Source organism: Stenotrophomonas genospecies 5 (genome assembly GCF_054473825.1).
Genome location: NZ_JBTMUW010000001.1, coordinates 361,681 through 387,260 on the forward strand (window position 1 = coordinate 361,681; position 25,580 = coordinate 387,260).

General features: G+C 66.1%; 22 protein-coding genes and 3 tRNA genes. 20 read left to right on the plus strand and 5 right to left on the minus strand.

What is annotated here, in order from left to right:
• On the plus strand, positions 1–342 hold the full coding sequence (locus ACX9OW_RS01610; protein ID WP_053516609.1) for a carboxymuconolactone decarboxylase family protein: 342 nt from the start codon (positions 1–3) through the stop codon (positions 340–342).
• Between the two features lie 58 nt (positions 343–400).
• Here ACX9OW_RS01610 and ACX9OW_RS01615 read toward each other — a convergent pair whose 3' ends face one another.
• The gene (locus ACX9OW_RS01615; RefSeq protein WP_459061808.1) at positions 401–979 is read right to left on the minus strand and encodes a superoxide dismutase; all 579 of its coding nucleotides are present in this window, start codon (positions 977–979) and stop codon (positions 401–403) included.
• Between the two features lie 121 nt (positions 980–1,100).
• On the opposite strand from ACX9OW_RS01615, the gene grxD reads away from it, so the two are divergent.
• From grxD to ACX9OW_RS01670, 11 genes are all read left to right on the plus strand, one after another.
• The gene (grxD, locus tag ACX9OW_RS01620; protein WP_053516610.1) at positions 1,101–1,421 is read left to right on the plus strand and encodes a Grx4 family monothiol glutaredoxin; all 321 of its coding nucleotides are present in this window, start codon (positions 1,101–1,103) and stop codon (positions 1,419–1,421) included.
• Entirely contained in the window at positions 1,418–2,194 is a 777-nt protein-coding gene (locus ACX9OW_RS01625) for an SDR family NAD(P)-dependent oxidoreductase (RefSeq protein ID WP_459061809.1), read from the plus strand. The genes grxD and ACX9OW_RS01625 overlap by 4 nt, the downstream gene beginning before the upstream one ends.
• Positions 2,195–2,426: 232 nt before the next feature.
• Positions 2,427–5,660, plus strand: coding sequence for a TonB-dependent receptor (locus tag ACX9OW_RS01630; protein WP_074901106.1), 3,234 nt, complete (start codon positions 2,427–2,429; stop codon positions 5,658–5,660).
• 252 nt (positions 5,661–5,912) lie between these two features.
• The gene (gene ppnN, locus ACX9OW_RS01635) at positions 5,913–7,301 is read left to right on the plus strand and encodes a nucleotide 5'-monophosphate nucleosidase PpnN (RefSeq protein WP_065175860.1); all 1,389 of its coding nucleotides are present in this window, start codon (positions 5,913–5,915) and stop codon (positions 7,299–7,301) included.
• 162 nt (positions 7,302–7,463) lie between these two features.
• Complete coding sequence (locus ACX9OW_RS01640) at positions 7,464–7,982, plus strand: GspH/FimT family pseudopilin (RefSeq protein WP_065175926.1); 519 nt, start codon at positions 7,464–7,466, stop codon at positions 7,980–7,982.
• Positions 7,979–8,446: a type IV pilus modification protein PilV gene (gene pilV, locus ACX9OW_RS01645; RefSeq protein WP_053516615.1), complete on the plus strand. Its 468-nt coding sequence runs from the start codon at positions 7,979–7,981 to the stop codon at positions 8,444–8,446. Before ACX9OW_RS01640 ends, pilV begins: the two co-directional genes overlap by 4 nt.
• Positions 8,446–9,633 carry a PilW family protein gene (locus ACX9OW_RS01650; RefSeq protein ID WP_065175861.1) on the plus strand — a complete coding sequence of 396 codons (1,188 nt, stop codon included), beginning with the start codon at positions 8,446–8,448 and terminating at the stop codon, positions 9,631–9,633. The genes pilV and ACX9OW_RS01650 overlap by 1 nt, the downstream gene beginning before the upstream one ends.
• A 7-nt stretch (positions 9,634–9,640) precedes the next feature.
• Positions 9,641–10,129 (plus strand): pilus assembly PilX family protein, encoded by a 489-nt coding sequence (locus ACX9OW_RS01655; RefSeq protein WP_053516616.1) that lies wholly within the window; start codon positions 9,641–9,643, stop codon positions 10,127–10,129.
• Positions 10,126–14,700 (plus strand): pilus assembly protein, encoded by a 4,575-nt coding sequence (locus ACX9OW_RS01660; RefSeq protein WP_445393724.1) that lies wholly within the window; start codon positions 10,126–10,128, stop codon positions 14,698–14,700. The genes ACX9OW_RS01655 and ACX9OW_RS01660 overlap by 4 nt, the downstream gene beginning before the upstream one ends.
• 23 nt (positions 14,701–14,723) lie before the next feature.
• Positions 14,724–15,137 (plus strand): type IV pilin protein, encoded by a 414-nt coding sequence (locus tag ACX9OW_RS01665; protein WP_053516619.1) that lies wholly within the window; start codon positions 14,724–14,726, stop codon positions 15,135–15,137.
• Positions 15,138–15,203: 66 nt separating this feature from the next.
• A tRNA-Asn gene (locus tag ACX9OW_RS01670) sits at positions 15,204–15,280 on the plus strand.
• A 57-nt stretch (positions 15,281–15,337) separates the two neighbouring features.
• Here ACX9OW_RS01670 and ACX9OW_RS01675 read toward each other — a convergent pair.
• Complete coding sequence (locus ACX9OW_RS01675) at positions 15,338–15,868, minus strand: GspH/FimT family pseudopilin (protein ID WP_065175863.1); 531 nt, start codon at positions 15,866–15,868, stop codon at positions 15,338–15,340.
• A gap of 128 nt (positions 15,869–15,996) precedes the next feature.
• On the opposite strand from ACX9OW_RS01675, the gene uvrB reads away from it, so the two are divergent.
• The 3 genes from uvrB to ACX9OW_RS01690 all read left to right on the plus strand — a co-directional run bounded on the left by uvrB (position 15,997) and on the right by ACX9OW_RS01690 (position 18,373).
• Positions 15,997–18,021, plus strand: a complete 2,025-nt coding sequence (gene uvrB, locus ACX9OW_RS01680) for an excinuclease ABC subunit UvrB (protein WP_053520440.1) — start codon at positions 15,997–15,999, stop codon at positions 18,019–18,021.
• Between the two features lie 105 nt (positions 18,022–18,126).
• Positions 18,127–18,201: transfer RNA gene (locus ACX9OW_RS01685), tRNA-Val, on the plus strand.
• A 97-nt stretch (positions 18,202–18,298) separates the two neighbouring features.
• Positions 18,299–18,373, plus strand: a tRNA-Val gene (locus ACX9OW_RS01690).
• A gap of 93 nt (positions 18,374–18,466) precedes the next feature.
• Here ACX9OW_RS01690 and ACX9OW_RS01695 read toward each other — a convergent pair.
• Positions 18,467–18,808 carry a hypothetical protein gene (locus tag ACX9OW_RS01695; RefSeq protein WP_065181234.1) on the minus strand — a complete coding sequence of 114 codons (342 nt, stop codon included), beginning with the start codon at positions 18,806–18,808 and terminating at the stop codon, positions 18,467–18,469.
• A gap of 181 nt (positions 18,809–18,989) precedes the next feature.
• Between ACX9OW_RS01695 and ACX9OW_RS01700 the strand changes: the two genes are divergently transcribed.
• Positions 18,990–19,130 (plus strand): hypothetical protein, encoded by a 141-nt coding sequence (locus tag ACX9OW_RS01700; RefSeq protein WP_181452099.1) that lies wholly within the window; start codon positions 18,990–18,992, stop codon positions 19,128–19,130.
• Positions 19,131–19,214: 84 nt separating this feature from the next.
• On the opposite strand, the gene ACX9OW_RS01705 is transcribed toward ACX9OW_RS01700, so the two are convergent.
• Both ACX9OW_RS01705 and ACX9OW_RS01710 read right to left on the minus strand, forming a co-directional pair.
• Positions 19,215–19,499 carry a hypothetical protein gene (locus tag ACX9OW_RS01705; protein WP_065175865.1) on the minus strand — a complete coding sequence of 95 codons (285 nt, stop codon included), beginning with the start codon at positions 19,497–19,499 and terminating at the stop codon, positions 19,215–19,217.
• A 28-nt stretch (positions 19,500–19,527) separates the two neighbouring features.
• Positions 19,528–20,295: a MipA/OmpV family protein gene (locus tag ACX9OW_RS01710; protein ID WP_262218356.1), complete on the minus strand. Its 768-nt coding sequence runs from the start codon at positions 20,293–20,295 to the stop codon at positions 19,528–19,530.
• A gap of 137 nt (positions 20,296–20,432) precedes the next feature.
• Here ACX9OW_RS01710 and ACX9OW_RS01715 point away from each other — a divergent pair, with 137 nt between their 5' ends.
• The 4 genes from ACX9OW_RS01715 to ACX9OW_RS01730 are packed head-to-tail and all read left to right on the plus strand — an operon-like array spanning position 20,433 to position 25,580.
• Positions 20,433–21,104 carry a response regulator transcription factor gene (locus ACX9OW_RS01715; protein WP_065175867.1) on the plus strand — a complete coding sequence of 224 codons (672 nt, stop codon included), beginning with the start codon at positions 20,433–20,435 and terminating at the stop codon, positions 21,102–21,104.
• A 1-nt stretch (position 21,105) separates the two neighbouring features.
• Positions 21,106–22,449, plus strand: a complete 1,344-nt coding sequence (locus ACX9OW_RS01720; protein ID WP_053519968.1) for a sensor histidine kinase — start codon at positions 21,106–21,108, stop codon at positions 22,447–22,449.
• Positions 22,450–22,508: 59 nt separating this feature from the next.
• A complete protein-coding gene (locus tag ACX9OW_RS01725; RefSeq protein WP_459061810.1) occupies positions 22,509–24,908 on the plus strand; it encodes a DNA internalization-related competence protein ComEC/Rec2 in 2,400 nt (799 codons plus the stop codon).
• A gap of 3 nt (positions 24,909–24,911) precedes the next feature.
• Positions 24,912–25,580, plus strand: a complete 669-nt coding sequence (locus ACX9OW_RS01730) for a MotA/TolQ/ExbB proton channel family protein (protein ID WP_053519966.1) — start codon at positions 24,912–24,914, stop codon at positions 25,578–25,580.

Here is a 25,580-nt window from a genome sequence, read left to right on the forward strand (position 1 = left end):
ATGCTCGACTGGAACGAATACCGCAAGGAACTGAAGGGCCGTATCGGCGAGATCGGCAAGCTCTCGCCGGATACCATCAAGGGTTACGCCACTCTGGCCAATGCCGGTGCCCAGACCCACCATCTCGATGCAAAAACCCGCGAACTGATCGCGCTGGCGGTCGCCGTGACCACCCGTTGCGACGGCTGCATCACGGTGCACGTCGATGCCGCGCTCAAGCAGGGCGCCAGCCGCGAGGAGATCGCCGAGGCGCTCGGGGTGGCGGTTTCGCTCAACGCGGGCGCGGCACTGGTGTACTCGGCCCGGGTCATGGATGCGGTGGCGGCGCACGAGAGCGCCTGATGCCCGCCGTGTCGCCAGGCATGGCCCGGTGCTGCCGGGCCACGCCCGGCGGATGCTCTCAGCGCAGCCGGCTCTCGGCGAATTCCCAGTTGACCAGCTGCCAGAATGCCTCCAGGTAGCGCGTGCGGTCGTTCTGGTAGTCGGTGTAGTACGCGTGTTCCCACACGTCGCAGCACAGCAGCGGCGTGCTGTCGCCGGTCAGCGGGGTGCCGGCGTTGCGGGTGGCCTGGATGCCAAGCTGGCCGCCGGGATGCTGCACCAGCCACACCCAGCCGGAGCCGAACAGGCCCAGCGCGGTACGGTTGAACTCCTCGCGCAGGCGCTGCACGTCGCCGAACTGGCGCTTGACCAGCTCGCCCAGCCGTCCCTGTGGCTCACCGCCGCCGCGCGGGCGCAGGCACTGCCAATAGAAGCCGTGGTTCCAGGCCTGGGCCGCGGCGTCGAACAGGGCGCCCTGGGCATGACGGACGATCTCCTCCAGCGAGGCCTCTTCCCATTCGGTGCCGTGGATGCCGGCATTGACCGCATCGACGTAGGCACGATGGTGCGCGCCGTGATGCAGTTCCACGGTCTGCGCGGAAAGATGGGGCTGCAGGGAGCCGGACAGGTAGGGCAGGGCAGGCAGTTCGACGGGCATGGACAGGTTCGTGGACAGAGGGGCGGCGGCAGCCGGTTCCATCCGCTTACAATGGCGGCTACCTTGGGCAGTCTAGCCGACCATCGCGGTCGGTTTGTCCGGCGAAGCAAGGAGTGTGGTTGTGGCGGTAATGCAGCAAATCCAGGCCGAGGTCGATCGTTACCCGCTCGTGCTGTTCATGAAGGGCACCCCGCAATACCCGACGTGCGGCTTCTCCAGCCGCGCCGTACAGGCGCTGATGGCTGCCGGCGCCGTCTCCCTGCGCACCGTCAATGTGCTGGAGGAGCCGGAAATCCGCGCGAACCTGCCGCGTTTCTCCAACCTGCCGACGTTTCCGCAGCTGTTCATCAACGGGGAGTTGATCGGCGGCTGCGACATCATCATGGAGCTGTTCGAATCCGGCGAGCTCAAGCGCATCGTCGAAGAGGCGACCCTGGGATGAGTGCGCCGCCATCGACGTCACCGACCAACGGGGCGCTCGATGGCCGCCCGTTGCAGGACCGCGTGGTGCTCGTGGCCGGTGCCGGTGGTGGCCTCGGAAGTGCCGCCGCAGTGGCCGCCGCCAGCGCAGGCGCGACCGTGGTCCTGCTGGGGCGCAAGCCGCGCCGGCTGGACCGGGTCTACGCCCAGGTGCAGGCAGCCGGTCCCGAGCCCCTGCTGTATCCGCTGGATCTGGAAGGGGCCGGTCCCGATGACTACGCCGACCTCGCCCAAGCGCTGCAGACGGAGCTGGGGCGACTGGACGGGCTACTTGTCTGCGCCGCCCACTTTCCGGGCTTGACCCCGTTCGAACTGGCCGACCCCGCAAGTTTCGCCCGCGCCGTCCACGTCACCCTGACCGCACCCGCCTGGCTGGCGCAGGCCTGCCTGCCGCTGCTGCGCCAGCGCGAGGATGCGGCGCTGGTGTTCACGGTCGATGCCCCGGAACGGGTGGGGCAGGCCTACTGGGGAGGCTATGGCGCCGCCCAGCATGGCCTGCGCGGCCTGATCGCCAGCCTTCATGATGAGCTGGGCCGCAGTCAGGTCCGGGTCAGCGGCCTGTACCCGGGGCCCCTGCGCACGGCCCTGCGCGCCCGCGCCTACTCGATCGACCAGGACCCGGCTGCGCAGGGGCCCGAGGCCGCCGCGGCCGCGGCCGTGACCCTGCTGTCCAGTGCCGGCTCGGCCTGGCGGGGGCAGATCCTGGATGCAGGCAGCGCACGCCCGGCAGAGTGAAGGGCGACGTAAGGCGGGATGAAGATCCCGTCATGATTGCGTTGCGATCCGGTGCCGTTTGTCGCACAACCGTCACATTGATGGCGTAGCGTGTTAATCTAGTGTTAACCGTTATGGCTGCCTTCAGCCAACACGGTCGGGAACCCCAGATCACTGTCCAGTCGGCCACCCGCAAGGCCGCTTGGATGCGTCTTTTTTCCGCCATCGCCAACTCGTATCGAGGCTACCCTAGATGACCCACCCACTCCGGATGTCCAAGCTCACCCTTGGTCTCGTGGCCGCACTTGCTGCCGCTCCCGCCTTCGCCCAGAGCACCTCTGCAGGTGTCGGCGGCCAGGTCGTGTCCGCCGCTGGCCAGCCTGTCGCCGGTGCTGAAGTCACCATCACCCACACCGAGTCGGGCACCGTTTCGCGCGCCACGACCGATGCGTCGGGTCGTTACAACGCGCGCGGCCTGCGCGTGGGTGGTCCGTACACCATCACCATCACCAAGCCGGGTGAAGGCACCAAGACCGAAGAGGGTGTCTACCTGAACCTGAACCAGGTCAACACCGTCAATGCCAACCTGACCGGCGACGTGGCGGCCACCAACCTGGACGCCGTGAATGTTGTCGCCACCGCGGGCGGCCTGGACATCTTCAGCGCCACCAAGATGGGTACCGGCTCGAACGTGACCCGCGAAACGATGGACGCGCTGCCGTCGGCCAACCGCAACATCCAGGACTACATCCGCCTGGACCCGCGCATCTCGCAGGTCAGCAAGGCTGACGGCGCGATCTCGGCTGGCGGTCAGAACACCCGTTACAACGCGATCCGTATCGACGGCATCAGTGCCTCCGATCCGTTCGGCCTGGGCTCCAACAACCTGCCGACCGAGCGTCAGCCGGTGTCGATGGATGCCATCCAGGAAATCAACATCGATCTCGCGAACTACGACACCACCATCGCCGGTGGTACCGGTGCGGTGATCAATGCCGTGACCAAGTCGGGTACCAACGAGTTCCATGGCACTGTCTACGGTTCCTACCGCGACAAGGACATGGTCCGCGAGGAACTGCGTGGCGAGAAGTTCAACGGCTTCGAGGACGAGAAGACCTACGGCATGACCTTCGGCGGCCCGATCGTCAAGGACAAGCTGTTCTTCTTCAGCAACTACGAGAAGTACGAGCGTTCGGCCGCTGGCATCAGCCTGAGCGACACCCCGATCGGCAAGGGCACCATCACCCAGCAGCAGATCACCGACGTCCAGAATTTCCTGGGTGGACTCGGCTATGACCCGGGCAGCCTGACGGCACCGAACAGCAAGACCGAAATCGAAGAGTACGCGGTCAAGCTGGACTGGAACATCAATGAAAACCACCGTGCGGCCCTGCGCTACAACAAGATGGAGCAGAACGTCGTCCGCTTCCCGCAGGTCAGCACCAGTGCGATCTCGCTGAGCAACTTCTGGTACCAGCAGCCGACCGAATACGAAACCTGGATGGGCGAACTGTTCAGCGACTGGTCCGAGAACTTCTCGACCGAGTTCAAGGTCTCGCACAAGGATTACTCGGCCAACCGCGTTCCGCTGGTCGACATGCCGCAGATCCGCATCCGTTCGGGTAACGACTCGCTGTACGTCGGTACCGAGCAGAACACGCACGTCAACATCGTGGAATCGAAGGAACTGAGCGCCTTCGGTGCCGGTACCTGGTACATCGGCGATCACACCGTCAAGTTCGGCTTCGATTACTCGAAGAACGACCTGATGAACTTCTACGGCCGCAACCTCAACGGCGTCTACGAGTTCAACAGCGTCGAGGACTTCCTGAACGGTCGCATCGCGCGCTACCAGCTGCGTGCCCCGCGCGCCGGCGGCAGCCGCAGTGATATCCCGGCAGACTTCACCCTGAAGAACACCGGTGTGTTCGTCCAGGATACCTGGGCCATCAACTACAACCTGAGCCTGATGTTCGGTGTCCGCGTCGACATGCCTGACTTCAGCAGCCAGCGCCTGTACAACCCGCGCATCGAGCAGCTGTACGGCTTCAACAACACCCAGCTGGTCGACAAGAACCTGGTGCAGCCGCGCGTCGGCTTCAACTACACCTTCGACAGCGAGCGCCCGACCCAGCTGCGTGGTGGCGTGGGCCTGTTCGGTGGCGCTGCCCCGAACGTGTGGCTGGCGGGTGCCTACCAGAACACCGGCCTGAACTACATCGAGTACGATGAGCGCAACCTGACCAGCGGCTTCACCCCGGACGGCAACAATCCGTACATTCCGGCTGGTGGCCCCGCAGCTGCGCGCCAGAACGTCGACATCATCGCCCCGGGCACCCGCCTGCCGTCGGTGTGGAAGGCCAACCTGGCGTTCGACCATGAGCTGCCGTGGTACGGCATCGTGGCGTCGGCCGAAGTGCTGATGACCAAGGTCAAGGACGGCATCTACTTCGACCGTCTCGACGTTTCGGCGCCGACCGCTTACGGCCAGGACGGTCGTGCGATCTACTGGGATGCGAATGGCCGTAATCCGGCGAACAGCCGCATGTCGGGTGGCACCAACTTCGGCATGACCACCGGCACCAACCGTGCCACCGACCGTGCCAACCGTCCGAGCGACATCGGCGACGTGCTGGTCATGCGCAACACCGACAAGGGTCGTGGTACGCAGGCCACCTTCTCGCTGGCCAAGCCGCTGACCGAGAACTGGGGCTGGTCGCTGGGTTACACCTATACCAAGTCCAAGGAAGTCAGCCCGCTGACCAGCTCGCAGAACACCTCGAACTGGAACAACACGCTGATCTTCAACGCCAACGAAGACGTGGCCTACGATTCGCGTTACGCGATCAAGGACCGCATCACCGGCACCCTGGAGTGGAAGCACAACTTCTTCGGTGACAACGCCACCCGCGTCGGCCTGTTCTACGAAGGTCGTTCGGGCCGTCCGTACAGCTACATCTTCTACAACGATGCCAACGGCGACGGTGCTACCACCAACGATCTGTTCTATGTGCCGAGCGGCCCGGGTGACGTGCTGTTCGGTTCGGTGGTCGGTGGTCGCTTCGTGCAGAGCGCGCAGATGGAGCAGGACTTCTTCAACTGGCTGGCGCAGAATCCGGAGCTCGATGCCTACCGTGGCAGCGTGGTCCCGGCCAACTCGCACCGTGCCAAGTGGATCAACACCTTCGACGTCCGCATCAGCCAGGAGTTCCCGGGCTTCGTGAAGAGCCACAAGGGTGAGATCGCGCTGGACATCATGAATGTCGGCAACCTGCTGAACAAGAAGTGGGGCCTGATCGACGACTACGGCTTCTACGCCACCCGTCGCGTCGCCAACTACGCGGGTATCGACCCGGCGACCGGCAAGTACGTGTACTCGTTCACCGGTTCCACCGACAACCCCGCGATCCAGGAAAACAACAACGACAAGGGCAACACTGCCGTGTCGCGCTGGTCGATGCAGCTGACCCTGAAGTACAAGTTCTGATCCGTCGGAACATCACGCAGTAGACGGAAACGGCCGGGGTAACCCGGCCGTTTCCCGTTCGGGTAAAAGTTCTTGCAGTGGCCACGACATCGGCGTAGCATCCGGGTTCGTGCGCGGCGCCGATGCCGCAGATGCGGTCCCGGAATGGCGAACGCGGTCAGCACATATCCAACGGTCGGGATTCCCGGCCGTTTTGCTTTTTAAGGGGGCGGCAGTACAGTCGGAAACCTTGAAGGAAGCGAAACGTTGGATATGACCACGAACGAAAAGGCAGCCCGTGCGCTGCCGGTACAGGACGCGCGGATCTACCCGCGCGGTGGGCTGGATGTGCTGTCGCGGGCAGAAGTGGCGCGCCTGCGCGACGCCTCCGGCGGCGGCATGCACGAGCTGCTGCGCCGCTGCGCGCTGGCCGTGCTGACCAGCGGCAGCGCATCGGATGATCCGCGCGCGGCGCGCGATCTCTATCCCGACTTCGACATCCAGGTCGCGCAGCAGGATCGTGGCGTGCGCATCGACCTGGTCAATGCGCCGGCGATGGCCTTCGTCGATGGCGAAATCATCCGCGGCGTGGCCGAGCTGCTGTTTGCCGTGGTCCGCGACCTCGCCTACATGGCCATCGAAATGGGCCCGGCCTACGCGGCCGAACTGGAGTCCTCCGAAGGCATCACCAACGCGGTGTTCGGCCTGCTGCGCAACGCCCGCATCCTCAACCCCGGTGACCCGAACCTGGTGGTCTGCTGGGGCGGTCACTCGATCTCGCGCGACGAATACCTGTACACCAAGCAGGTGGGCTACGAGCTGGGCCTGCGCGGCCTGGACATCTGCACCGGCTGTGGACCAGGTGCGATGAAGGGCCCGATGAAGGGGGCCACGATTGCCCACGCCAAGCAGCGCAAGACGGTGACGCGCTACATCGGCCTGACCGAGCCGGGCATCATCGCTGCGGAATCGCCCAACCCGATCGTCAACCACCTGGTGATCATGCCGGACATCGAGAAGCGCCTGGAGGCGTTCGTCCGCATCGGCCACGGCATCATCGTGTTTGCCGGTGGTGTCGGCACCGCCGAGGAGATCCTGTACCTGCTCGGTATCCTGCTGCGCGACGAGAACAGGGACCTGCCGTTCCCGCTGATCCTGACCGGCCCGACCGTGGCTGCGCCGTATTTCGAGCAGATCGACCGCTTCATCCGGCTGACCCTGGGCGATGCTGCCGCCGAGCGTTACGAGATCATCATCGGCGACCCGGTTGCCGTGGCCAGGAAGATGTCCGCCGGCATCAAGCGCGTGCGCGAGCATCGCCTGGCGCAGAAGGATTCGTTCTTCTTCAACTGGTCCATCGAGATTCCGTGGGAGTACCAGCAGCCCTTCGTGCCGACGCATGAGGCCATGGCTGCACTGGATCTGCACCATGGGCGTGCGCCGCATGCCCTTGCGGCGGACCTGCGTCGTGCCTTCTCCGGCATCGTTGCCGGCAATGTGAAGGAGGATGGCATGCGCCGCATCGAGCAGTTCGGGCCGTTCCAGATCCACGGTGACCCGGACATGATGCAGGCCCTGGACGCGCTGCTGCGCGCCTTCGTCGAGCAGCGCCGGATGAAGATCTCCGGCGAGTACCAGCCCTGTTACCAGGTGCTGGCCTGAGACCGTGCCGGCGCGATGGGGATCGCGCCGGCAGCGGTGGGGAAGGGCGGTTCGTCAAGCGTTTGACGCCCGTCGCCCCGGATTGACCGTTCATCCTGCCGCCGCTTGCTGGCGGCAGGGTGATGGCCCATGGTGGCGATCAATACGCTGGGGAGCGTCCACATGTCTTTGCGCCGGCAGAACGGCTTCACGCTGGTTGAGTTGATGATCGCGGTGGTCGTGCTGGGCGTGCTGGCGACGATCGCGTTTCCGAGCTTCCAGAGCACCATCCGCTCCAACCGCATCGCCACCACCAGCAATGACCTCATCGCGTCGATGGCGCTGGCCCGCAGTGAAGCGGTGAAGAACCGCAGGGGCGGCGGCGTGTGTGCCTCTGCCGGAGGCACGTCCTGTGATGGCGACAGCTGGACCGATGGCTGGCTGGTCTGGGCCGACAGCAACGGCGACGGCGCGCTCAGTGCCGGCGAAACCGTCCTGCGCTACAGCCCCGGACGTTCGGCGCTGGTCGCCGTCGGTACGCCCGACCTGTCGGTGAGTTTCGACCCGCGGGGCCGCAATCGCGCCAATGCCACGCTCGACCTGACGCTGCGCCCGGAAAACTGCGGCAAGCAGCCGCTGCAGCGCACGCTTCGCCTGTCCCCGACCGGGCAGGTGCGTCTGTTGAAGGAGGACTGCAAGTGAGAACGCCCCGTTTCCGTTCCCCGCGCAACGCACAGGGCGGCTTCAGCCTGATCGAGGTATTGATCGCGATCCTGGTGCTGGGGGTCGGTTTGCTGGGTTTCGCACTGCTGCAGACGATGAACGTACGCTTCGTGCAGAGCGCCAACTATCGCACCCAGGCGACCAACCTGACCTACGAAATGCTTGATCAGCTGCGGATGAACCGCTCGATGGCACCGTCCTACGTGGGCGACTACACGGCGACCACCGCGGCCAAGAACTGCCTGCCACCGGTCGGCAACGACATCGGCAAGGACGCGTTCACCCTGGACTGGACCTGCCGTCTCGGCAAGGCGCTGGGGGATGGGGCCACGGCCAAGGTCGCACGTGCCGGCACCCAGTACACGGTCAGCGTGACGTGGGGTGACGAGCGCTGGAACGCTGACGCCAGCGATACCACCTTCAGTGCCGGGAGCCGCCTGTGATGCGCGCGCCTTCCCCGGCCCGGCGCATGGCCGGCCTGTCCATGGTCGAACTGATGATCGCGCTGACCATCGGCGTGATCGTCATGCTCGGTGTCGTCCAGGTGTTCGCGGCCTCGCGTGCTGCCTATCAGCTGTCCGATGGCCTGGCGCGCGTGCAGGAGAACAGTCGCTTCGCCATGGATACCCTGCAGCGCGAACTGCGCATGGCAGGTCATTTCGGCTGCGTCAACGATCAGGCCCGGCAGTCGCCGGATGGCGTCTCGCTGTTTACGACGTTCGCGGCCACGCCTCATCCGGCGCTGGACTTCCAGCGATCCATCCAGGGCTACGAGGCGACCGATACGGCACCCGGCGATGCGGTGACGCTGCCGGCCACTCCGGCGACGGGCGGCACCGCGTACACGCCCGCATTGCCCGATGAATTCGCTGCGGCGCTGCCCAACCGGGTCAACGGCAGCGACATCGTCGCCCTGCGATACCTGATGCCGGACGGCGTGCCGGTCACGGCTTCCGGCGGTACCGTCGCGCAGCCGGTTTTCAGTTTCGACAAGGCGCGACTCGCCGTGCTGCAGAGTGGCGTTGCCGATTCCGGGCTGTATGGCGCTGCCGACTGCGCCAGCGCCACCGTTTTCCAGGCGCGCAGCATCGACAAGGCAGGGGGCACGATCACCTTCGGCGATGCACCGAACAATGCGAGCAACTTCATCCGTCCGGTGACCGCAGGCCAGGCGATGCTGCATCGTGCGGAAAGCGCTGTGTACTACGTGGGCTACGACGCTGCCAGCGCACGTTCCTCACTGTACCGTGTGCGTTTCAACGCCACGCCCAACGGTGCGCTGGTCGCCGGCGCGCCGGAGGCCCTGGTGGAGGGTGTGGAGAACATGCAGCTGCTGTACGGCCAGGATCGTCGCCTGACCAGTGCCTACCCGACCGGCTTCATTGATCGCCAGGGCACCGCGGCCACCGTGCAGGCATCGGCCAATCCCAACATCAACGCCTGGCGGCGCGTGGGTGCCGTGCAGATGGGCCTGGTGATGGCCAGTCCCGATCCCTCGGCCGCCCCTCAGGCCGACCAGAATGCGGTGCTGACCTCGATGGGCGTCACGTTCACCGCGCCCGAGGACGGCCGCATGCGCGCCGTTTACCAGACCACCATCGCCCTCCGCAATCGCCTCTTCGGCAACTGAGGCCACCATGCATCCGCGCCCGCGCACCCCCTCCTTCGCATCGCACCGCCAACAGCGCGGCGCGGTGCTGTATGTCGCCCTGATCATGTTGATCCTGCTGGCCCTGATCGGCATCGCCGGCATGCAGGTGACCGGCATGCAGGAACGCATGGCCGCCAACTACCTGCGCTCGAACCAGGCGTTCCAGAACGCCGAGGCCGATGTACGTTCGCAGGAAGCGGCGATCCAGGCTGTCATCGACAGCGGCAAGATCTTCGAGGCCAACCAGGAAGAGTGCAGCCCGGTGTTCGACCCGGCGACCTGGGCCGATGGCAAGACCACGGCAACGGCAATCAATACCCGCCGCCTGGACAAATGCGTGCCGGTCGGGCCGCTGGGCCTGGGGCGGCGCAAGAACGAAGAGACCGAGAACATCTACCAGATCACCGTGTTGGCCAGTGACGATCCGGCCAATCCTTCTTCCAGCGCCGTCATCGACACGATCTTCATTCCATGAATACTCCGCGCCGATTCTCCCGCCTTGTCTCCTCCCCGTGGCTGCGTGCAGGCACCGCCGCTGCCGTGCTGGTGGGCGTGGGCGCACTGGTCTATCCGCTGTTCGCCGCGCTTGGCGACTATGACATCGCGCAGGAGCCGCTCTACAGCAAGAAGACACAGCCGCCGCTGATGATGATGGTGATGTCGCGCGATGAGCAGCTGTTCAACAAGGCCTACAGCGACTACAGCGATCTGGACGAGGACGGCACGCTCGACACCACTTACCAGGACAAATTCGACTACTCCGGGTACTTCGACTCCAATCTCTGCTACACGTACAGCAGCAGCCAGTTCAAGGCCACGGCCCAGGCGACCGGCACGCAGAGGCACACCTGCTCGGGTACCTGGTCGGGCAACTTCCTCAACTGGGCGACCATGAGCCGCCTGGATGTGATGCGCTACGTGCTGTACGGCGGCCATCGCATCACCGATACCGCCAGCAAGACGGTACTGGAGCGGGCGCAGATTCCCAACGACCTGCATGCCTGGGTCAAGGTCTACAGCGGCGCCGACATCAACAACTTCACCCCGTACAAGACGACCATGTCGTTCTGCAACGCCAGCATCAGTGCCACCGGCGCGCCGCTGATGCGTGTTGCCAGCGGCAGCTGGGGTGAATGGGCCTCGACTGCCGGGCGGCAGTGCATTACCGGGCGCACGGATGAGGGCAAGGATGACTCCCCCGGTTCGGCGACTGATCTGAATGTACGCGTCGAGGTCTGCGCCACCGGTTCAGGAACTTTCCAGGAGGCGTTCTGCCGCAAGTACAACGACGGCACCCGGGACTACCTGAAACCGGCGGGACTGCTGCAGTCCTATGGTGAAAGTGGCCGACTGCGGTTTGGTCTGGTCACCGGCACCTACGTCAATCCGCGCGATGGTGGCGTGGTCCGCCGCAACATCGGCAAGATCGCCGGCAACGGCACGACCTTCTGTGCGGCCGGCGATGAGATCAACCTGTCCAATGGCCAGTTCTGCAACACGCTGACGGGCGGGGCAGAGGGCATCATCAATACGATCTCCAACTTCCGTATCGACCAGTGGAACTGGAAGGACAACTGGAACGACTGCAACGCCTACAGCATCCTCAATCGGCAGGGTTTCAACGGCAACGGCAATCTGACCGATCCAGGCAATGCGTCCAAGAACTGCAGTGCCTGGGGCAATCCGCTGGCGGAGATGTATGCCGAGGCGCTGCGCTACATCAAGGGTGAAACGAAGGGGATCTACAGTGCCACCGGTGATCTCAGCGGCCTGCCCAATTCGGTGGCGTGGAAAGATCCGTACCGCTCGCCGAACAACGGCGGCAACTCCTACTGCGCCACCTGCAACATCCTGGTGATGTCCTCGGGCCTGCCGTCCTTCGACAGCGACAACATCGGTACGGTCAACGGCCTGACCACGGCAGCGGCGGCCACCGATGCGATCGGCAACCTGGAGAAGATCACCGGTGGCAGCTACATGGCAGGCCGTGTGGGCCTGACCGAGCGCTATGCCTCGATCAATACCCATGAGGACATCTGCCGGGCGGCCAAGGTCACCGGTCTGTCGCTCGTGCGCGGCATCTGCCCGGACGTGCCGTCCACGGAAGGCAGTTATCTGATCTCGGGGTTGGCCAAAGCTGCTGCCGAGACTGATCTGCGCCCGGGCGTGCAGGACAAACCCAACACCTACAAGCTGACCGCCACCACCTACACCGTGGCCATGGCCGAAAGCCTGCCGAAGTTCGAGATTCCGGTGGGCAACGGCAAGATCACCCTGGCGCCCCTGTGCCAGGCCAACAACAGCGAAGGGGCCGGTATCAACAGTGGCGGCTGGCGCAGCTGCTTCCTCGGCTCGGTCGGCATTGGTACCAAGCGGTCAGCGGTATCGCCGAACTACGTCTATGGCCGTGACTATCGTGCCGATGGCAAGGCCGGCAGCTTCTCGCTGGTCTGGGAGGATTCGCTGTGGGGCAATGACCACGACAACGATGTGGTCTCCATGCTCAGCTACTGCGTAGGCAGCACCTGCAGCGACGGTGGCACGACGCCATTCCGCAACATCTGCTGGCGCTCCAACAGTGGTGAATGCAACAACAACGCCGTTCGCAACAAGGTCGGCGAAGACGAAGTGCTGGTCCGCATCGAGAACCTGTCCGCCTATGCAGGCAACGCGATGCTGACCGGCTACACGATCGTGGGCTCCAATGCGGCTGACAACGTGCAGCGGCTGGTGCTGCGTCCGGGTAACCGCAATGGTTCGGTGTTGAGCACCAGCGCCGATCCGCCGGCTACCTGGACCGGCGCGGTCGTGGTGCGCTACAAGCTGGGTACCGGTCAGGCCGGGCAGCTGGAAAGCCCGCTGTGGTACGCCGCCAAGTACGGCGTGCCGGAAGGCAAGAAGTGGGACAGCAAGGTGCCTGGTGTACCGGACAACTACTTCCTGGCACGCAATCCGGCCAAGCTGAAGTCCGCGCTGGAATCGATCTTCGACAGCGCTGCGGCTGGCGAGGCCCCGGTCGGTGGCAGCGGCACCGGCGCCCGTGTCAACGCCGGCTCCTTCACCGTGTCCGCGCACTACACGGTGCCGTCGGGCTCGAACGACTGGACCGGTGATGTCATCGCCAGCCAGACCACGAGCACCGGAGGCGCCGGCGCTGAACTGTGGCGTGCGTCGACCAAGATGAGCGCCTCCGGGCGGACCATCGTGATGTCGACCGCACCCACCTATGTGAACACGTCCAACCAACTGGTGCCGGTGGCAGCGGCCGATTTCACCGCCGACAACGTTCCCGGGCGTGATCGCGCCGAGAAGCTCGGCAACATGGGGCTCAACACGGTGCCGAACTGGTTCGGTTCGCACACCGTGGCGGATCTGGTCAGTTACCTGCGCGGCTCACCGGTGAGCGGTTTCCGCCCGCGCAGCTCACTGCTCGGCGATATCGTCAATTCCAGCGTGGAGATTGTGTCCAACAAGGACGACTACGGCTTCACCTCGTGGCAGGCGCAGGGGGGAGTGAGCTGGAAGACCACGCTCGGTTTGAGCTATCGGACCTACCTGGCGACCAAGGTCGCAAACGGTGGCCCACCTTCGATGGTCTACGTCGGTGCGAACGACGGCATGCTGCATGGCTTCAATGCCAGCACCGGCACCTCGGCGGGCAGCGAGCAGTTCGCCTTCATTCCATCGGCTTCGCTGCAGCACATGGCGGAGTTGGCCAACCCCACCTATGGACATCGCTACTACGTGGACGGCGGACTGACCTCGTCGGACGTCTACTACGGCGATGCATGGCGCACGGTACTGGTCGGTTCGACCGGCGGCGGCGGCGCGTCGCGCGGGCCGTCGGCCACGGCAGTGGGCAACGGTTCGGTGTTCGCCCTGGATATCAGCAATCCGACCGGGTTCACCGCCAGCAACGTGCTGTGGGAGATTTCCGGCAAGACCGAGTCGGACCTGGGCTTCGTCATGGGCAAGCCGGTCGTGGTGCCCGTCGCCGGCCCCAACGCGGACAGTCCGCCCCGGTTCGTCGCCCTGTTCGGCAACGGTGTCAATTCCAGCACCGGCCGACCGGTGCTCTATGTGGTCGACATCCGCACCGGCGAGATCCTCAAGCGCGTGTACCCCACGGCGGGCAAGTATGCAGTCGCCAATGGCCTCAACCATGTCACCGCGGTAGCGCTGCACAACAGCAGTGGCCTGGCCGATACCGTCTATGGCGGCGACATGCAGGGCAACATGTGGCGCTTCGACCTGCGTGGCGGTGATCCCAGCGCCTGGAATGTGGCCCTCAACGGCACGCCGCTGTTCACTGCGGTGCGCAGCGCTGTCGCTCAGCCGATCACCGGCGCGATCGAAGTCTCGGCGGGGCCGGGCGGTGGCGTCAGCCTGTTCTTCGGTACCGGTCGCTACTTCACCGCTGACGACAATGCAGTGACCCGTAATTCGCCGGTGCAGACGCTGTATGGGCTCTGGGACAACCTCTCCACTGCCATTTCCAGCCGTGATTCGCTGGTGGGGCAGACCGTCAGTGCCAATGGTGCCGGCTTCCGTGACGTGTCGGGCAACGGCGTGGACTACGCGAGCAAGCGCGGCTGGTACGTCGACCTGATCGTGGGTTCCGACGTGGAGGGTGAGCGCTTCTTCGGCTATCCGACGCTGCAGGGCGGCGCGGTGATGTTCACCACCTATGTGCCCGGGCAGGCGGTCTGCGGCACCGGCGGCGGCACCAACTGGCGCTATCGCCTGAACATGCTGACCGGCCAGCCGGCGATGAGCGGCTTGACCGACGAGGTCGGCGGAAACGCGCTGTGCGGCGCCAACTGCGGTGCCGGTGCGCTGACCCGAGGCGGAGACATCGCAACCGGTGCCCCCGTGCTGTCCACCAATGTCAACAGCACCACCTTGAAGGGCTGCGATCCCAGCGATCCGAAGTGCACGGTCGATGGATCGCTGGACCGCTGCATCGTGGCTCTGAACACGCCGGGCGCGGATACTGCGTATGGCCAGCGTGCCTGTGGTCGCCAGTCGTGGCGCCAGATCCGATGACTACCAGGAATACGGGAGCTGCCATGCGCACATCCAGCAGACAACAGCAGGTAACGGGCTTCACCCTGATCGAACTGATGATCACCGTTGCCGTCATCGCGGTGCTTGCGGCTGTGGCGTTGCCTTCCTACCAGCGACATGTGCTGAAGACACACCGCGCGATGGCCAAGGCTGACCTGGTCGAGATCGCGCAGCTGCTCGAGCGGCATCACACCGTGCAGAACAGCTACGACGGATTCTCGCTGCCGTTCAGCCAGTCGCCGCGGCAGGGCTCGGCCCGCTATGCCATATCGTTCGACGGCAAGGCGACCGCCGGGACCTATACCCTGCAGGCGGTTCCGGAAACCGGCCAGGACAAGGACGCGTGCGGCACGCTGACACTCGATCAGGCGGGCCGCAAGACGCCGGACAGCAAGACCAACCCGGAGTGCTGGTAAGACGGCAGCGGCGAGTGTGGAAGGGGCTTGCACCCCACTTCTGGAATTGGCTAGAATGCGCACCCCGCCCGAATAGCTCAGCCGGTTAGAGCACTTGACTGTTAATCAGGGGGTCGTTGGTTCGAGTCCAACTTCGGGCGCCAGTTTCGAGAAAGCCGCGAGCAATCGCGGCTTTTTTCGTTGGGGCAGGCCGCGCCGGATCAGCAGGGCGTAGGCACGCGTGGGCGCAGGCTCCGGATCCGTCCGGGGATGTTGATGATCACGCGGCTGTGTTCCAGGCCCTGCACGCACAGCACGATGGACTGGTTGGTGCCGGCGTTGCGCCCGTCAGCGCGGAATCGGATGTGGGCGCGATGGTCGCTCGCCCGCAGTTCCACATGGCGATGGCGGTTCTCCAGGGTGTGCAGCAGGGTGGTCATTCCCCCGCTGGCCACCCGCGGCTCAACCTGAACGCGCCAGCCCTGGCTCCAGCGGTTGTCGCAGCGGCTGCCGTCGCCGGAGCCGCACACGGTGACCGGGCGTCCCTCGGTGATGGCGGTGCTGCGCGCCAGCGACAGGCTGCCGACCAGCTGGGCACGCAGGGATTCGGCCTGCAGCTGGCGCATCGCGCGCTGCCAGGGGCGCCAGGCCACAGCCAGCAGTACGCACAGGATCATCAGGACCACCAGCATTTCAGGCAGGTGGAGCCCCCGGGCCTTGCGCGCGGGGTGTTTGCAGAGGGTCTGGAGCATGCCCCCAGCCTGCCGGCCCCGCCGGCCGGTCTCCATTGGAGGTTGGCGCGTCGGGGTGTCCGGCTTCCCCTCAGCCGGCCGTCACCGGATGCCCCGTATACTGGCCGTTCCCGGGATCTGGCAACATCATGAGCGACAGTTTTGAACTCGTCTCGCCGTATTCACCGGCGGGCGACCAGCCGAACGCCATCGCGAAGCTGACCAGCAATTTCGAGTCCGGCATCGCCAAGCAGACGCTGCTGGGTGTGACCGGCTCGGGCAAGACCTACACCATCGCCAATGTCATCCAGCAGATCCAGAAGCCGACGCTGATCATGGCGCCGAACAAGACGCTGGCCGCACAGTTGTACGGTGAATTCAAGGCATTCTTCCCGCACAACGCGGTGGAGTATTTCGTCAGCTACTACGACTACTACCAGCCCGAGGCCTATGTGCCGTCGTCGGACACCTTCATCGAGAAGGACAGTTCGATCAACGAGCACATCGAGCAGATGCGGCTGGCGGCGACCAAGACGCTGCTGTCGAGGCCCGATGCGATCGTGGTGGCCACCGTGTCGGCGATCTACGGCCTGGGTGCGCCTGAGGATTACCTGTCGCTGCGCCTGATCCTGTCCAAGGGCGAGCGCATCGACCAGCGCGACCTGATCAATCATCTGACGCAGCTGCAGTACACCCGCAACGAATACGAACTGCAGCGCGGCACCTTCCGCGTGCGCGGCGAAGTGATCGACGTGTTCCCGGCGGAGTCGGACAGCGAGGCGCTGCGCATCGAGCTGTTCGATGGCGAGGTCGAGAAGATCACGATGTTCGATCCGCTCACCGGCGAAACCCTGCGCAACCTGATGCGCTTCACCGTCTACCCGAAGACGCACTATGCGACGACCCGCGAACGCGTGCTCGCGGCGATCGAGACCATCAAGGTGGAACTGAAGGAGCGGCTTGAGCAGCTCTACGCACAGAACAAGCTGGTCGAGGCGCAGCGCCTTGCCCAGCGCACCCAGTTCGACCTGGAGATGATGGCCGAGGTCGGCTACTGCAACGGCATCGAGAACTACTCGCGGCATCTCACCGGCAAGGGCCCGGGCGAGCCACCGCCGACCCTGTTCGATTACCTGCCGGCCGACGCGCTGCTGGTGATTGACGAATCGCACGTGACCATTCCGCAGATCGGCGCGATGTTCAAGGGCGACCGGTCGCGCAAGGAAACCCTGGTCGAATTCGGCTTCCGCCTGCCCTCGGCGCTGGACAACCGTCCGCTGCGTTTCGAAGAGTGGGAGGCGCGCTCGCCGCGCAGCATCTATGTGTCGGCCACGCCAGGCCCGTATGAAATGCGCGAGTCGGGCGACGAAGTGACCGAGCTGGTGGTGCGGCCGACCGGCCTGATCGACCCGATGGTGGAGATCCGCCCGGTCGCCACCCAGGTCGACGATCTGATGAGCGAGGCCAACGAGCGCATCAAGGCCGGCGACCGCGTGCTGGTCACCACGCTGACCAAGCGCATGGCCGAGAACCTGACCGAGTACCTCACCGAGCATGGCATCCGCGTGCGCTACCTGCATTCGGACGTCGACACCGTCGAGCGCGTGGAGATCATCCGTGACCTGCGCCTGGGCAAGTTCGACGTGCTGGTCGGCATCAACCTGCTGCGCGAGGGCTTGGACATGCCGGAGGTGTCGCTGGTGGCGATCCTGGACGCGGACAAGGAGGGATTCCTGCGCTCCACCGGTTCGCTGATCCAGACCATCGGCCGTGCGGCCCGCAATGTGCGTGGCAAGGCCATCCTGTATGCCGACAAGGTGACCCGTTCGATGCAGGCCGCGATCGACGAGACCGACCGCCGACGCGCCAAGCAGGTCGAGTACAACGAAGAGCACGGGATCATTCCGCGCTCGGTGGCGCGTCCGATCACCGACGTACTGGAAGGTGCCCGATCCGAAGCGGCCGAGAAGGAATCGCGCAAGGGAAAAGGCAAGGGCAGGCCTGGAGTGGCCGAGGATGTGGCCGACTACCGCGCGCTCGGGCCGGCGCAGCTGGCGGCGCGTCTCAAGGCTCTGGAACAGCAGATGTACCAGCACGCCAAGGACCTGGAATTCGAGGACGCGGCCCGCGTCCGCGACCAGATCCGACAGCTGAAGGAGGCCAGCCTGGGCTGAACGCGACAGTGCCGCACGTCTTCACAAAAGTGTTGCGCTTCCGGGCCGGCATCCGTAATATACGCGGCCTGCACCGACGCATTCGCGGACGTTCAGACCCCAAACGGGCGGTTAGCTCAGCGGTAGAGCACTACCTTGACATGGTAGGGGTCACAGGTTCGAACCCTGTACCGCCCACCACGACGTTCTCGAAAGAGGGCGGTCGTGAATTGAAAGCCCGGCCCTGGCGCCGGGTTTTTACGTAAAGAGGCCCGCTGGCGGGCCGCAGTAACACGATGGGCGGTTAGCTCAGCGGTAGAGCACTACCTTGACATGGTAGGGGTCACAGGTTCGAACCCTGTACCGCCCACCACCTGGCTCCCGGCCCTTCCGGTGCAGCGGTGGTAATACGAAAGGCCGGCCATCGCCGGCTTTTTTCATGGGCGCATGCAATGGCCGCGTGATGTCACGTCCGCGTGGCCCGGTGGTCAATGACGAGCGTCCGCCGTATCCGCCAGTGCCCATCGATACGCTCCCACAGCTGGATCATGCGTGCCTCGCCGACGATTTCGCGATGGCCATCGGCCTGTTCCTGCGACAGGCACTGCTGTCCCACCCGCAGCAGTCGATCCTGGCGCAGGTGGAAGAGCCGCAGGCTCGCAGGTTCCAGTTCGCGCTGCATGGCGGGCTGCGCCACCCTCGTCGATGATCCGGACTGTAGGGGCAGATCGACCAGCACGGGCTCGTCGGCACTGGTGGCGTGACCGAACGCGCCAGCGCACAGCAGCAACAGGGCAAGCATCGGCATGGCACGGTGCTCCAGCGGGAAAGTGCAGGCAGACTGGCACTTCGCCGCCGGGACCACAGCCGGCCTGCGACGAACGCCCGGATTGAGCCGCCAAACGCAGCCAGGCGCCGATGAATCCGCACCGGGCAGGCGTAGACTTGCGGCGCCCGCGCAATCGCGGCCATCACAAGGAGCAGCTGCAATGAGCGATCACGTTCCCGTTTCCAGGCCCAACCCGCTGCTCGAACTGTTGTTCGGCGGCAACATGCTGGCGGGCACGTTCAAGGCCGTGGTCTGGGTGGCCATCCTGTGTGCAGTGCTGGCCTGGACGACCTGCCGCTGATGGCGCACCTGCGTGCCGGCGTGCCGCACACTCGGACACGCGTGGCCCGCATCGGCTGCGGACGGGTGCCGTTCTGGGGGGCGGTCAGGCGCTGAAGGCCTGGCGCAGGCTGCGCAGTGTCGCCTGGCGGTGCTCCGTCGTGCAGGGCTCACCCATCTCCAGTTCCTGCAGGCGAAGGCCGATCAGGGTCATCGACAGGGCGTAGCCGCGTGCCGCGTCGGCTACCTTCGACAGGCCCACTGCACGACGGGTCAGTGCATCGACGTGGTCCAGGTCCGGCAGAAGGCCGAGATACGCGCGTTCGGCGCTGTCCAGATCGGGGGCGCGCAGGATCGCGTGCGCATCGGCTGCGGGGCTGGGTGAGGCCATGGGGATTCCTCGTCCGGGGAGCGCTCGGTCAGAACGAACGCATCAGGGAAATGAAGGCGGATGTCTGGCTGCCACGGCGCGCCATCGGGCTGTCCTTGACCGCATCGCCGAACCATTGGTTGGCCACCACGCCGGTTGCGCGCCATCTGCTGCCCAGTGGCGTGCTGACCGCGATCTGCACGCTCGGCGAGGTCGCGTTGCCGGGGCTGTAGGCGGCCAGGCCCGAACGCAGTGCTTCCTCGTTGCTGATGCCGTAGTAGTAATCGAGCAGGCGCGCACTGGAATGCACCACTCCGGCCCTCGGCACCCAGGTGAAACGACCGGCCTGCAGCGGATAGCTGTAGTACAGGCTTGATTCCAGGCCGCCACCATGGCCGCTGATCTCGCGCATCACACTGGCTTCGACGATACCCCAGTCGGCGCTGTATTCGGCATTGATGCCTCCCATCGCCGACATCTGCCGGCTGTGCAGGCGGCGCAGCTGTGGATCGTTCACGTCATCGGTCTTGAAGCGCAGCGTGTAGGGTGTGAGCGCCGCCGACAGGCGCAGGCCCTCGCCCTTGTACAGGTACATGCCCAGCGAGCCGGGGCTGGCGAAGAAGCGCTCGCCCTGCCAGGAGAGGGCGGGCACGACCAATGGCTTGACGTCGTAGTGCGCGTAGGCGCCCGATGTCGCGCCGACCGTGATCCCGGCCTTCACGCCGGGTGTCTGTTCCGCCGCCTGGGCCAGCAGCGGCATCGACAGCACGGCGGAGAACAGCATCGGGCGCAGCAGGGCAGAGGGCGACAAGGGCATCGATCGACAGCTTTGCAGGGGATGAGGCTGCATGCTGCGGTGTCAACATTGTCGCAACATTGCGTCGATGCATACGGAGCGCGACGGGGCCCTGGCTGGCACAATGATCCGAACCGTTTCCCGCAGCAGAGACCTCCATGCGCATTCTTCTGGTCGAAGATGATCCCGACCTCTCGCGGGCCCTGCAGTCCGGGCTGGAGCGGCAGGGCGTGGTCGCCGACGTGGTCGGCAGCCTCGCCGAAGCCGCCATCGCGTTGCGCGAACCGGTGCACCAGCTGATGCTGCTCGACCGCCAGCTGCCGGACGGCGATGGTGCCACCTTCGTCGCCACCGCACGCACGTTGCGGCCGAATCTGGCGGTGATCATGCTGACCGCCAAGGGCACGCTGTCGGACAAGGTCGAGGGCCTGGATGTCGGTGCCGATGACTATCTGGTCAAGCCGGTGGCGATCGAAGAACTGATGGCACGCATCCGCGCGGTATCGCGTCGGCCATCGGCGATGGTCACCCCCAGCCTGCGGCTTGGGCAGCTGGAATTCGACTTCGAATCGCTGCAGGCGCAGGTGCAGGGCCAGACACTGGCACTGCCGCGCCGCCAGGTGCTGGTGCTGCAGGCGCTGGCGATGAGGCAGGGGCGCACGGTCACGCGCAGCGCATTGGAGGCGGCGGTCTACGGTTTCGATGACGAGATCCAGTCCAACGCGCTGGATGCGCACATCTCCAAACTGCGCAAGGCGCTGCAACAGGCGGGCGCTGGCGTGGAGATCCATGTCATCCGCGGCGTCGGCTACCTGCTGGCGGAGGCCTGACATGGCGCGACCGATCCGATCGATCACCCTCGGCCTGGCCTGGCGGTTGTTTCTGGCGCAGGCGTTCACCGTGCTGTTCGCCGTGGTCGCACTGATCCTCACCTGGGGTGACAAGGATTCCTGGGGCATGGACATGTTCACCGCCGAGGCGGTGGCCAAGGCCGTGCACAGCCAGGATGGGGGCCTGGCGCTGGACGAGGCACGCTGGCAGAAGCTGGATGCGCGCGCCGGTGGCAACCTCTGGTTCGCCGCCGTCGATGACCGGGGAGCCTGGCTCGAGCGTGGCAAGGTACCGGCGATCCATGCGCCGCTGCTGGCGCGGCTGCCGACGCTGGGTGCCACCGAACTGGGTTCACTGGTGCCGCCCTATCTGGACGTGGCGCGGGTGATGATCCGCAACGAGGACGGGCGGCGCATCACGGTGATGGTGGGGGGCGCACCGAAGGGCGGCCTGCTGGATGGCGCGCTGATGGTGCTGCGCCTGATTGGCCTGTGGTTCTTCCTGCCGCTGATCGTGGTCACCCTGCTGGTGATGCCGACCGTGATCCACCGCGCGATGCGAGGTGTCCGACGCTCCGCGCAGCAGGCCAAGGAACTGGACATCGGCCAGCCGGGCGCGCGGCTGGACGCGCAGCTGGTCTCGACCGAGGTAGCACCGCTGGTGGAGGCGTTCAACGATGCCATCGACAAGGTGCAGCAGGGCTATGCGGCGCGTGACAAGTTTCTTGCTGATGCCGCGCATGAGCTGCGCGTGCCGATTGCCGTGGTGCAGGCGCGCCTGTCGCAGCTGCCGCAGGGCGAGTTGAAATCGCAGTTGCTGACCGACATTGCTCGCCTGGGCAACGTGGCCGAGCACCTGCTGGATCTGCAGCGGCTGGATCGCAACACCAGTGCGATGCAACGGTTGGATCTGGCCCTGGTGGTGCGCGAAGCGGCGGCCGAACTGGCTCCGCTGGTGGTGGGCGCCGGCTACGGTTTCGAGGTGGACGCACCAGAGACGCCGGTGTGGATCCACGGTGACAGCCTGGCGCTGGGGCGGGTCATCGCCAATCTGGTGCACAACGCCATCGTTCATGGCGGCGGGCGTGGCACGATCTGCGTACGTCTTGACCGGACCGGTCTGCTGGAAGTCAGCGACCAGGGCGCGGGCGTGCCGGTCGGCGACCGCGAGGCGATCTTCGAGCCCTTCCATCGACTGCGTGCGGCGGGCAGTGGCAGCGGGTTGGGCCTGCACCTGGTCAAGGAGATCGTCCAGCATCACGGTGGCTCGGTCAGTGTGGGTGAAGCCGTCGGCGGCGGCGCCAGCTTCCGGGTCAATTTCCATCGCGGCAGCGTGCGGCGCTGACCGCTGCGCGGGTCGTTGCCTGATAGGAGGACAGGGGCAGCACGCGGCAGGCTGATGCGATGGCCGCCGATACTCCGTTGCCCGCTCCCATTGGCGGGGTCTGCACTGCCGCGTTCGTCAGCGGCGCCCTGGCGTGCGTGCTGCTGCCCGCGTTGCCACCGCTCTGGAGCTGCGCGCTGGCGAGCACCGTGGCCGGCCTGGGGTGGGCGCTGCCGTGGCGCGGCCGCGCGGTTGCCGCGCTGCTGTTCGGCGCAGCGTGGGCGGCCCTGCATGGTCAATGGACGCTGCAGCAGCAACTGCCGCCGGCCATGCCGGTCCGCGATGCCGTGGTCAGCGGGCGCGTCGTCGATCTGCCGGTAACGGCGGGCGGCCATACCCGTTTCGTCCTGCAGGTCGGCGATGCACCGGGGCATCCCGCACTGGCGGGCAAGCGCCTGCAGATCACCTGGAGCGATCCATGGCCCGGAACCCGCACGCGCGTTGAGGGTGGGGGCCGTCATCAGGTCCGTGCGGGGGCGCAGTGGCGGTTGCCGTTGCGGCTGCGGGCGCCACGCTCGCGGATCAATCCTGGCGGCTTCGACGCGGAACGTCATGCCGTGCTGGCCGGCATTGCCGGTCACGGCACGGTGCGTGCAGCGGGCAGTGCGCGTGAACTGCAGGCGCCGGAGGGGCTGCTGGCCTGGCGCGAGCGCAGCAGCGATGCGATTGCAATGCAGGTTCCCAGCCCCGCATCGCGCTTCATCCGCGCGCTCGCGCTGGGCGATACCCGATGGCTGTCCGACACCGATTGGAATCAGTTGCGTGCGCTGGGGCTGACCCACCTGATCGCCATCTCGGGCTTCCACGTGGGCCTGGTGGGTGGCTGCGCGGCACTGCTGTGCAGCGCAGTGTGGTGGCTGTTGCCGTCGCTGGCCCGTCATTGGCCGCGTCCGCAGGCCGCTGCGTGTTCCGCCGCGCTGGCAGCGGCCGGCTATGCCCTGGTGGCCGGCGCGGAACTGCCGACCGTACGCACGGCGTTGATGATCGGGCTGATCGCCCTGGCACGCGGGGGGCGGCGACCTCCCGACGTGGTCCAGGCCGTGTCACTGGCGGCCCTGGTGCTGCTGTTGCCAGCACCACTGTCCGTGCTGTCGGCCGGCTTCTGGCTCAGCTTCGGTGGCGTGCTCTGGCTGCTGTGGTGCCTGCCGACGGCAAGCGCCGACAGTGTGGGGAGCCGCCTGCAGGCCTTCTTCGCGGCCCAGGGGGTGGCCAGTCTCGGCCTCCTGCCGCTGTGCGTGGCCCTGTTCGGAGGCGCCGCGCGCCTGGGGCCTCTGGTCAATCTGCCGGTCATCCCGTGGTGGAGCCTGCTGGTGGTGCCACTGGCACTGCTTGGCACCGCTCTGGATGCCCTGTACAGCGGGGCGGGACGATGGCCCTGGCGCGCAGCGTCCTGGCTGTTCGACCTCAGCTGGCAGGCCCTGCAGCCGCTGGCAGACCACCCGCAGGCGATGTGGTGGCTGGCCGAGGCTCCGGCGTGGACCGTGCCAGCGGCCTTGGCGGGCCTGTTCTGGTGGTTGCTGCCGCGCGGGGCCGGCGGCGTGCTGGCCGGCGCGCTGCTGTGCCTGCCGCTGTCATGGCCGTCACGTGACATACCGGCTGCCGGGGAGGTGCAGCTGCTGGTGCACGATGTCGGGCAGGGCACGGCGGTGCTGGTGCGCACGGCACGGCATGCATTGTGGTACGACGTCGGCCCTGCGATCGGTGGCGATGGCGACGAACGGGTCCTGCTGCCGGCCGTACGTGCGCTGGGTCAGGTGCCGCCCGGTCGCGTGGTGCTCAGTCATGACCATCTGGATCACACCGGCGCACTGCCGCGGCTGCGCAGGCAGCTGCCGCACCTGGAGCTGCTGGCACCCCCAGGCAGCAGCCTCGACGGTGCCGGCAGCTGCCATCGCGGCGTTCGCTGGCGATGGGACGGGGTGGACTTCGAGGTGCTGCATCCCGGGCCCGACGTGCCGACGGCCGGCAACGAGGACAGCTGCGTGCTGCGCATCGCCAGCGCACATGGCGTGATCCTGCTGGCCGGCGACATCGGCGCGGCGACCGAACGGCGCCTGGTGGAGCGGGCGCCCGGCGAGCTGCGCGCGGACGTGGTCCTGGTGCCGCATCATGGCAGCGGGGGGAGTTCGGATCCGGCCTGGGTGGCAGCGGTGGCTCCCCGGCTGGCCGTGATCTCGGCCGGGCACCAGAACCGTTTTGGCCACCCGAAACGTGACGTGGTGCAGCGCTGGCGCGCGGTGGGCGCCGAAGTGCTGGCCACGGCCGAATCCGGCGCGATCCGCATATGGCTTGGCGCACAAGGCCTGCAGCTGCGTGAACAGCGCATCCACGCGGCCCGGTGGTGGGATGCCGCTGGGCGGGCGCGGTCGGCTGCTATCCTATCGCCGATCGAACAGGCGGCCGCTGGGCCGGAGGGTTGAAACGTGTGGGAACTGGTCAAGGCCGGTGGCTGGCCGATGGTGCCGCTGCTGCTGTTGGGCGTACTGGCTTTGGCAATCGTCCTGGAGCGCTTCTGGTCCCTGCGGCGCGCTGAAGTGCTGCCACCGGGGCTGGGCCAGGAAGTGCGCAACTGGGCTGCGCGCGGCAAGCTCGACCCTGCCCATCTGCAGACGCTGCGTGCCAACTCGCCACTGGGAGCGCTGCTGGCCGCCGCGCTGGAAGCGCGCAATCGTCCGCGCGACCAGATCCGCGAGCGCATCGAGGACACCGGCCGCCACCTGGTACACCGCATGGAGCGGTTCCTCAACGCGCTCGGCACCATTGCCTCGGCCGGCCCGCTGCTGGGCCTGCTCGGCACGGTGATCGGCATGATCCAGATGTTCCTGGGCATCCTCGACCACGGCGTGGGCGATGTGAACCAGTTGGCCGGTGGCATCGGCAAGGCCCTGGTCTGCACGGCTACCGGCATGATCGTGGCGATTCCTGCACTGATGTTCCATCGCTATTTCAAGGGCCGGATCCACGGCTACGTAGTGGAGATGGAACAGGAAGCCAGCGCGTTGCTGGATACGCTCGATGGTCGTCCCGGCGTGATGGCGCCCGCACCGGCATCGGCTGCACGTGCCGCTGCGCCCGCCCCGGCGAAGGCCTGA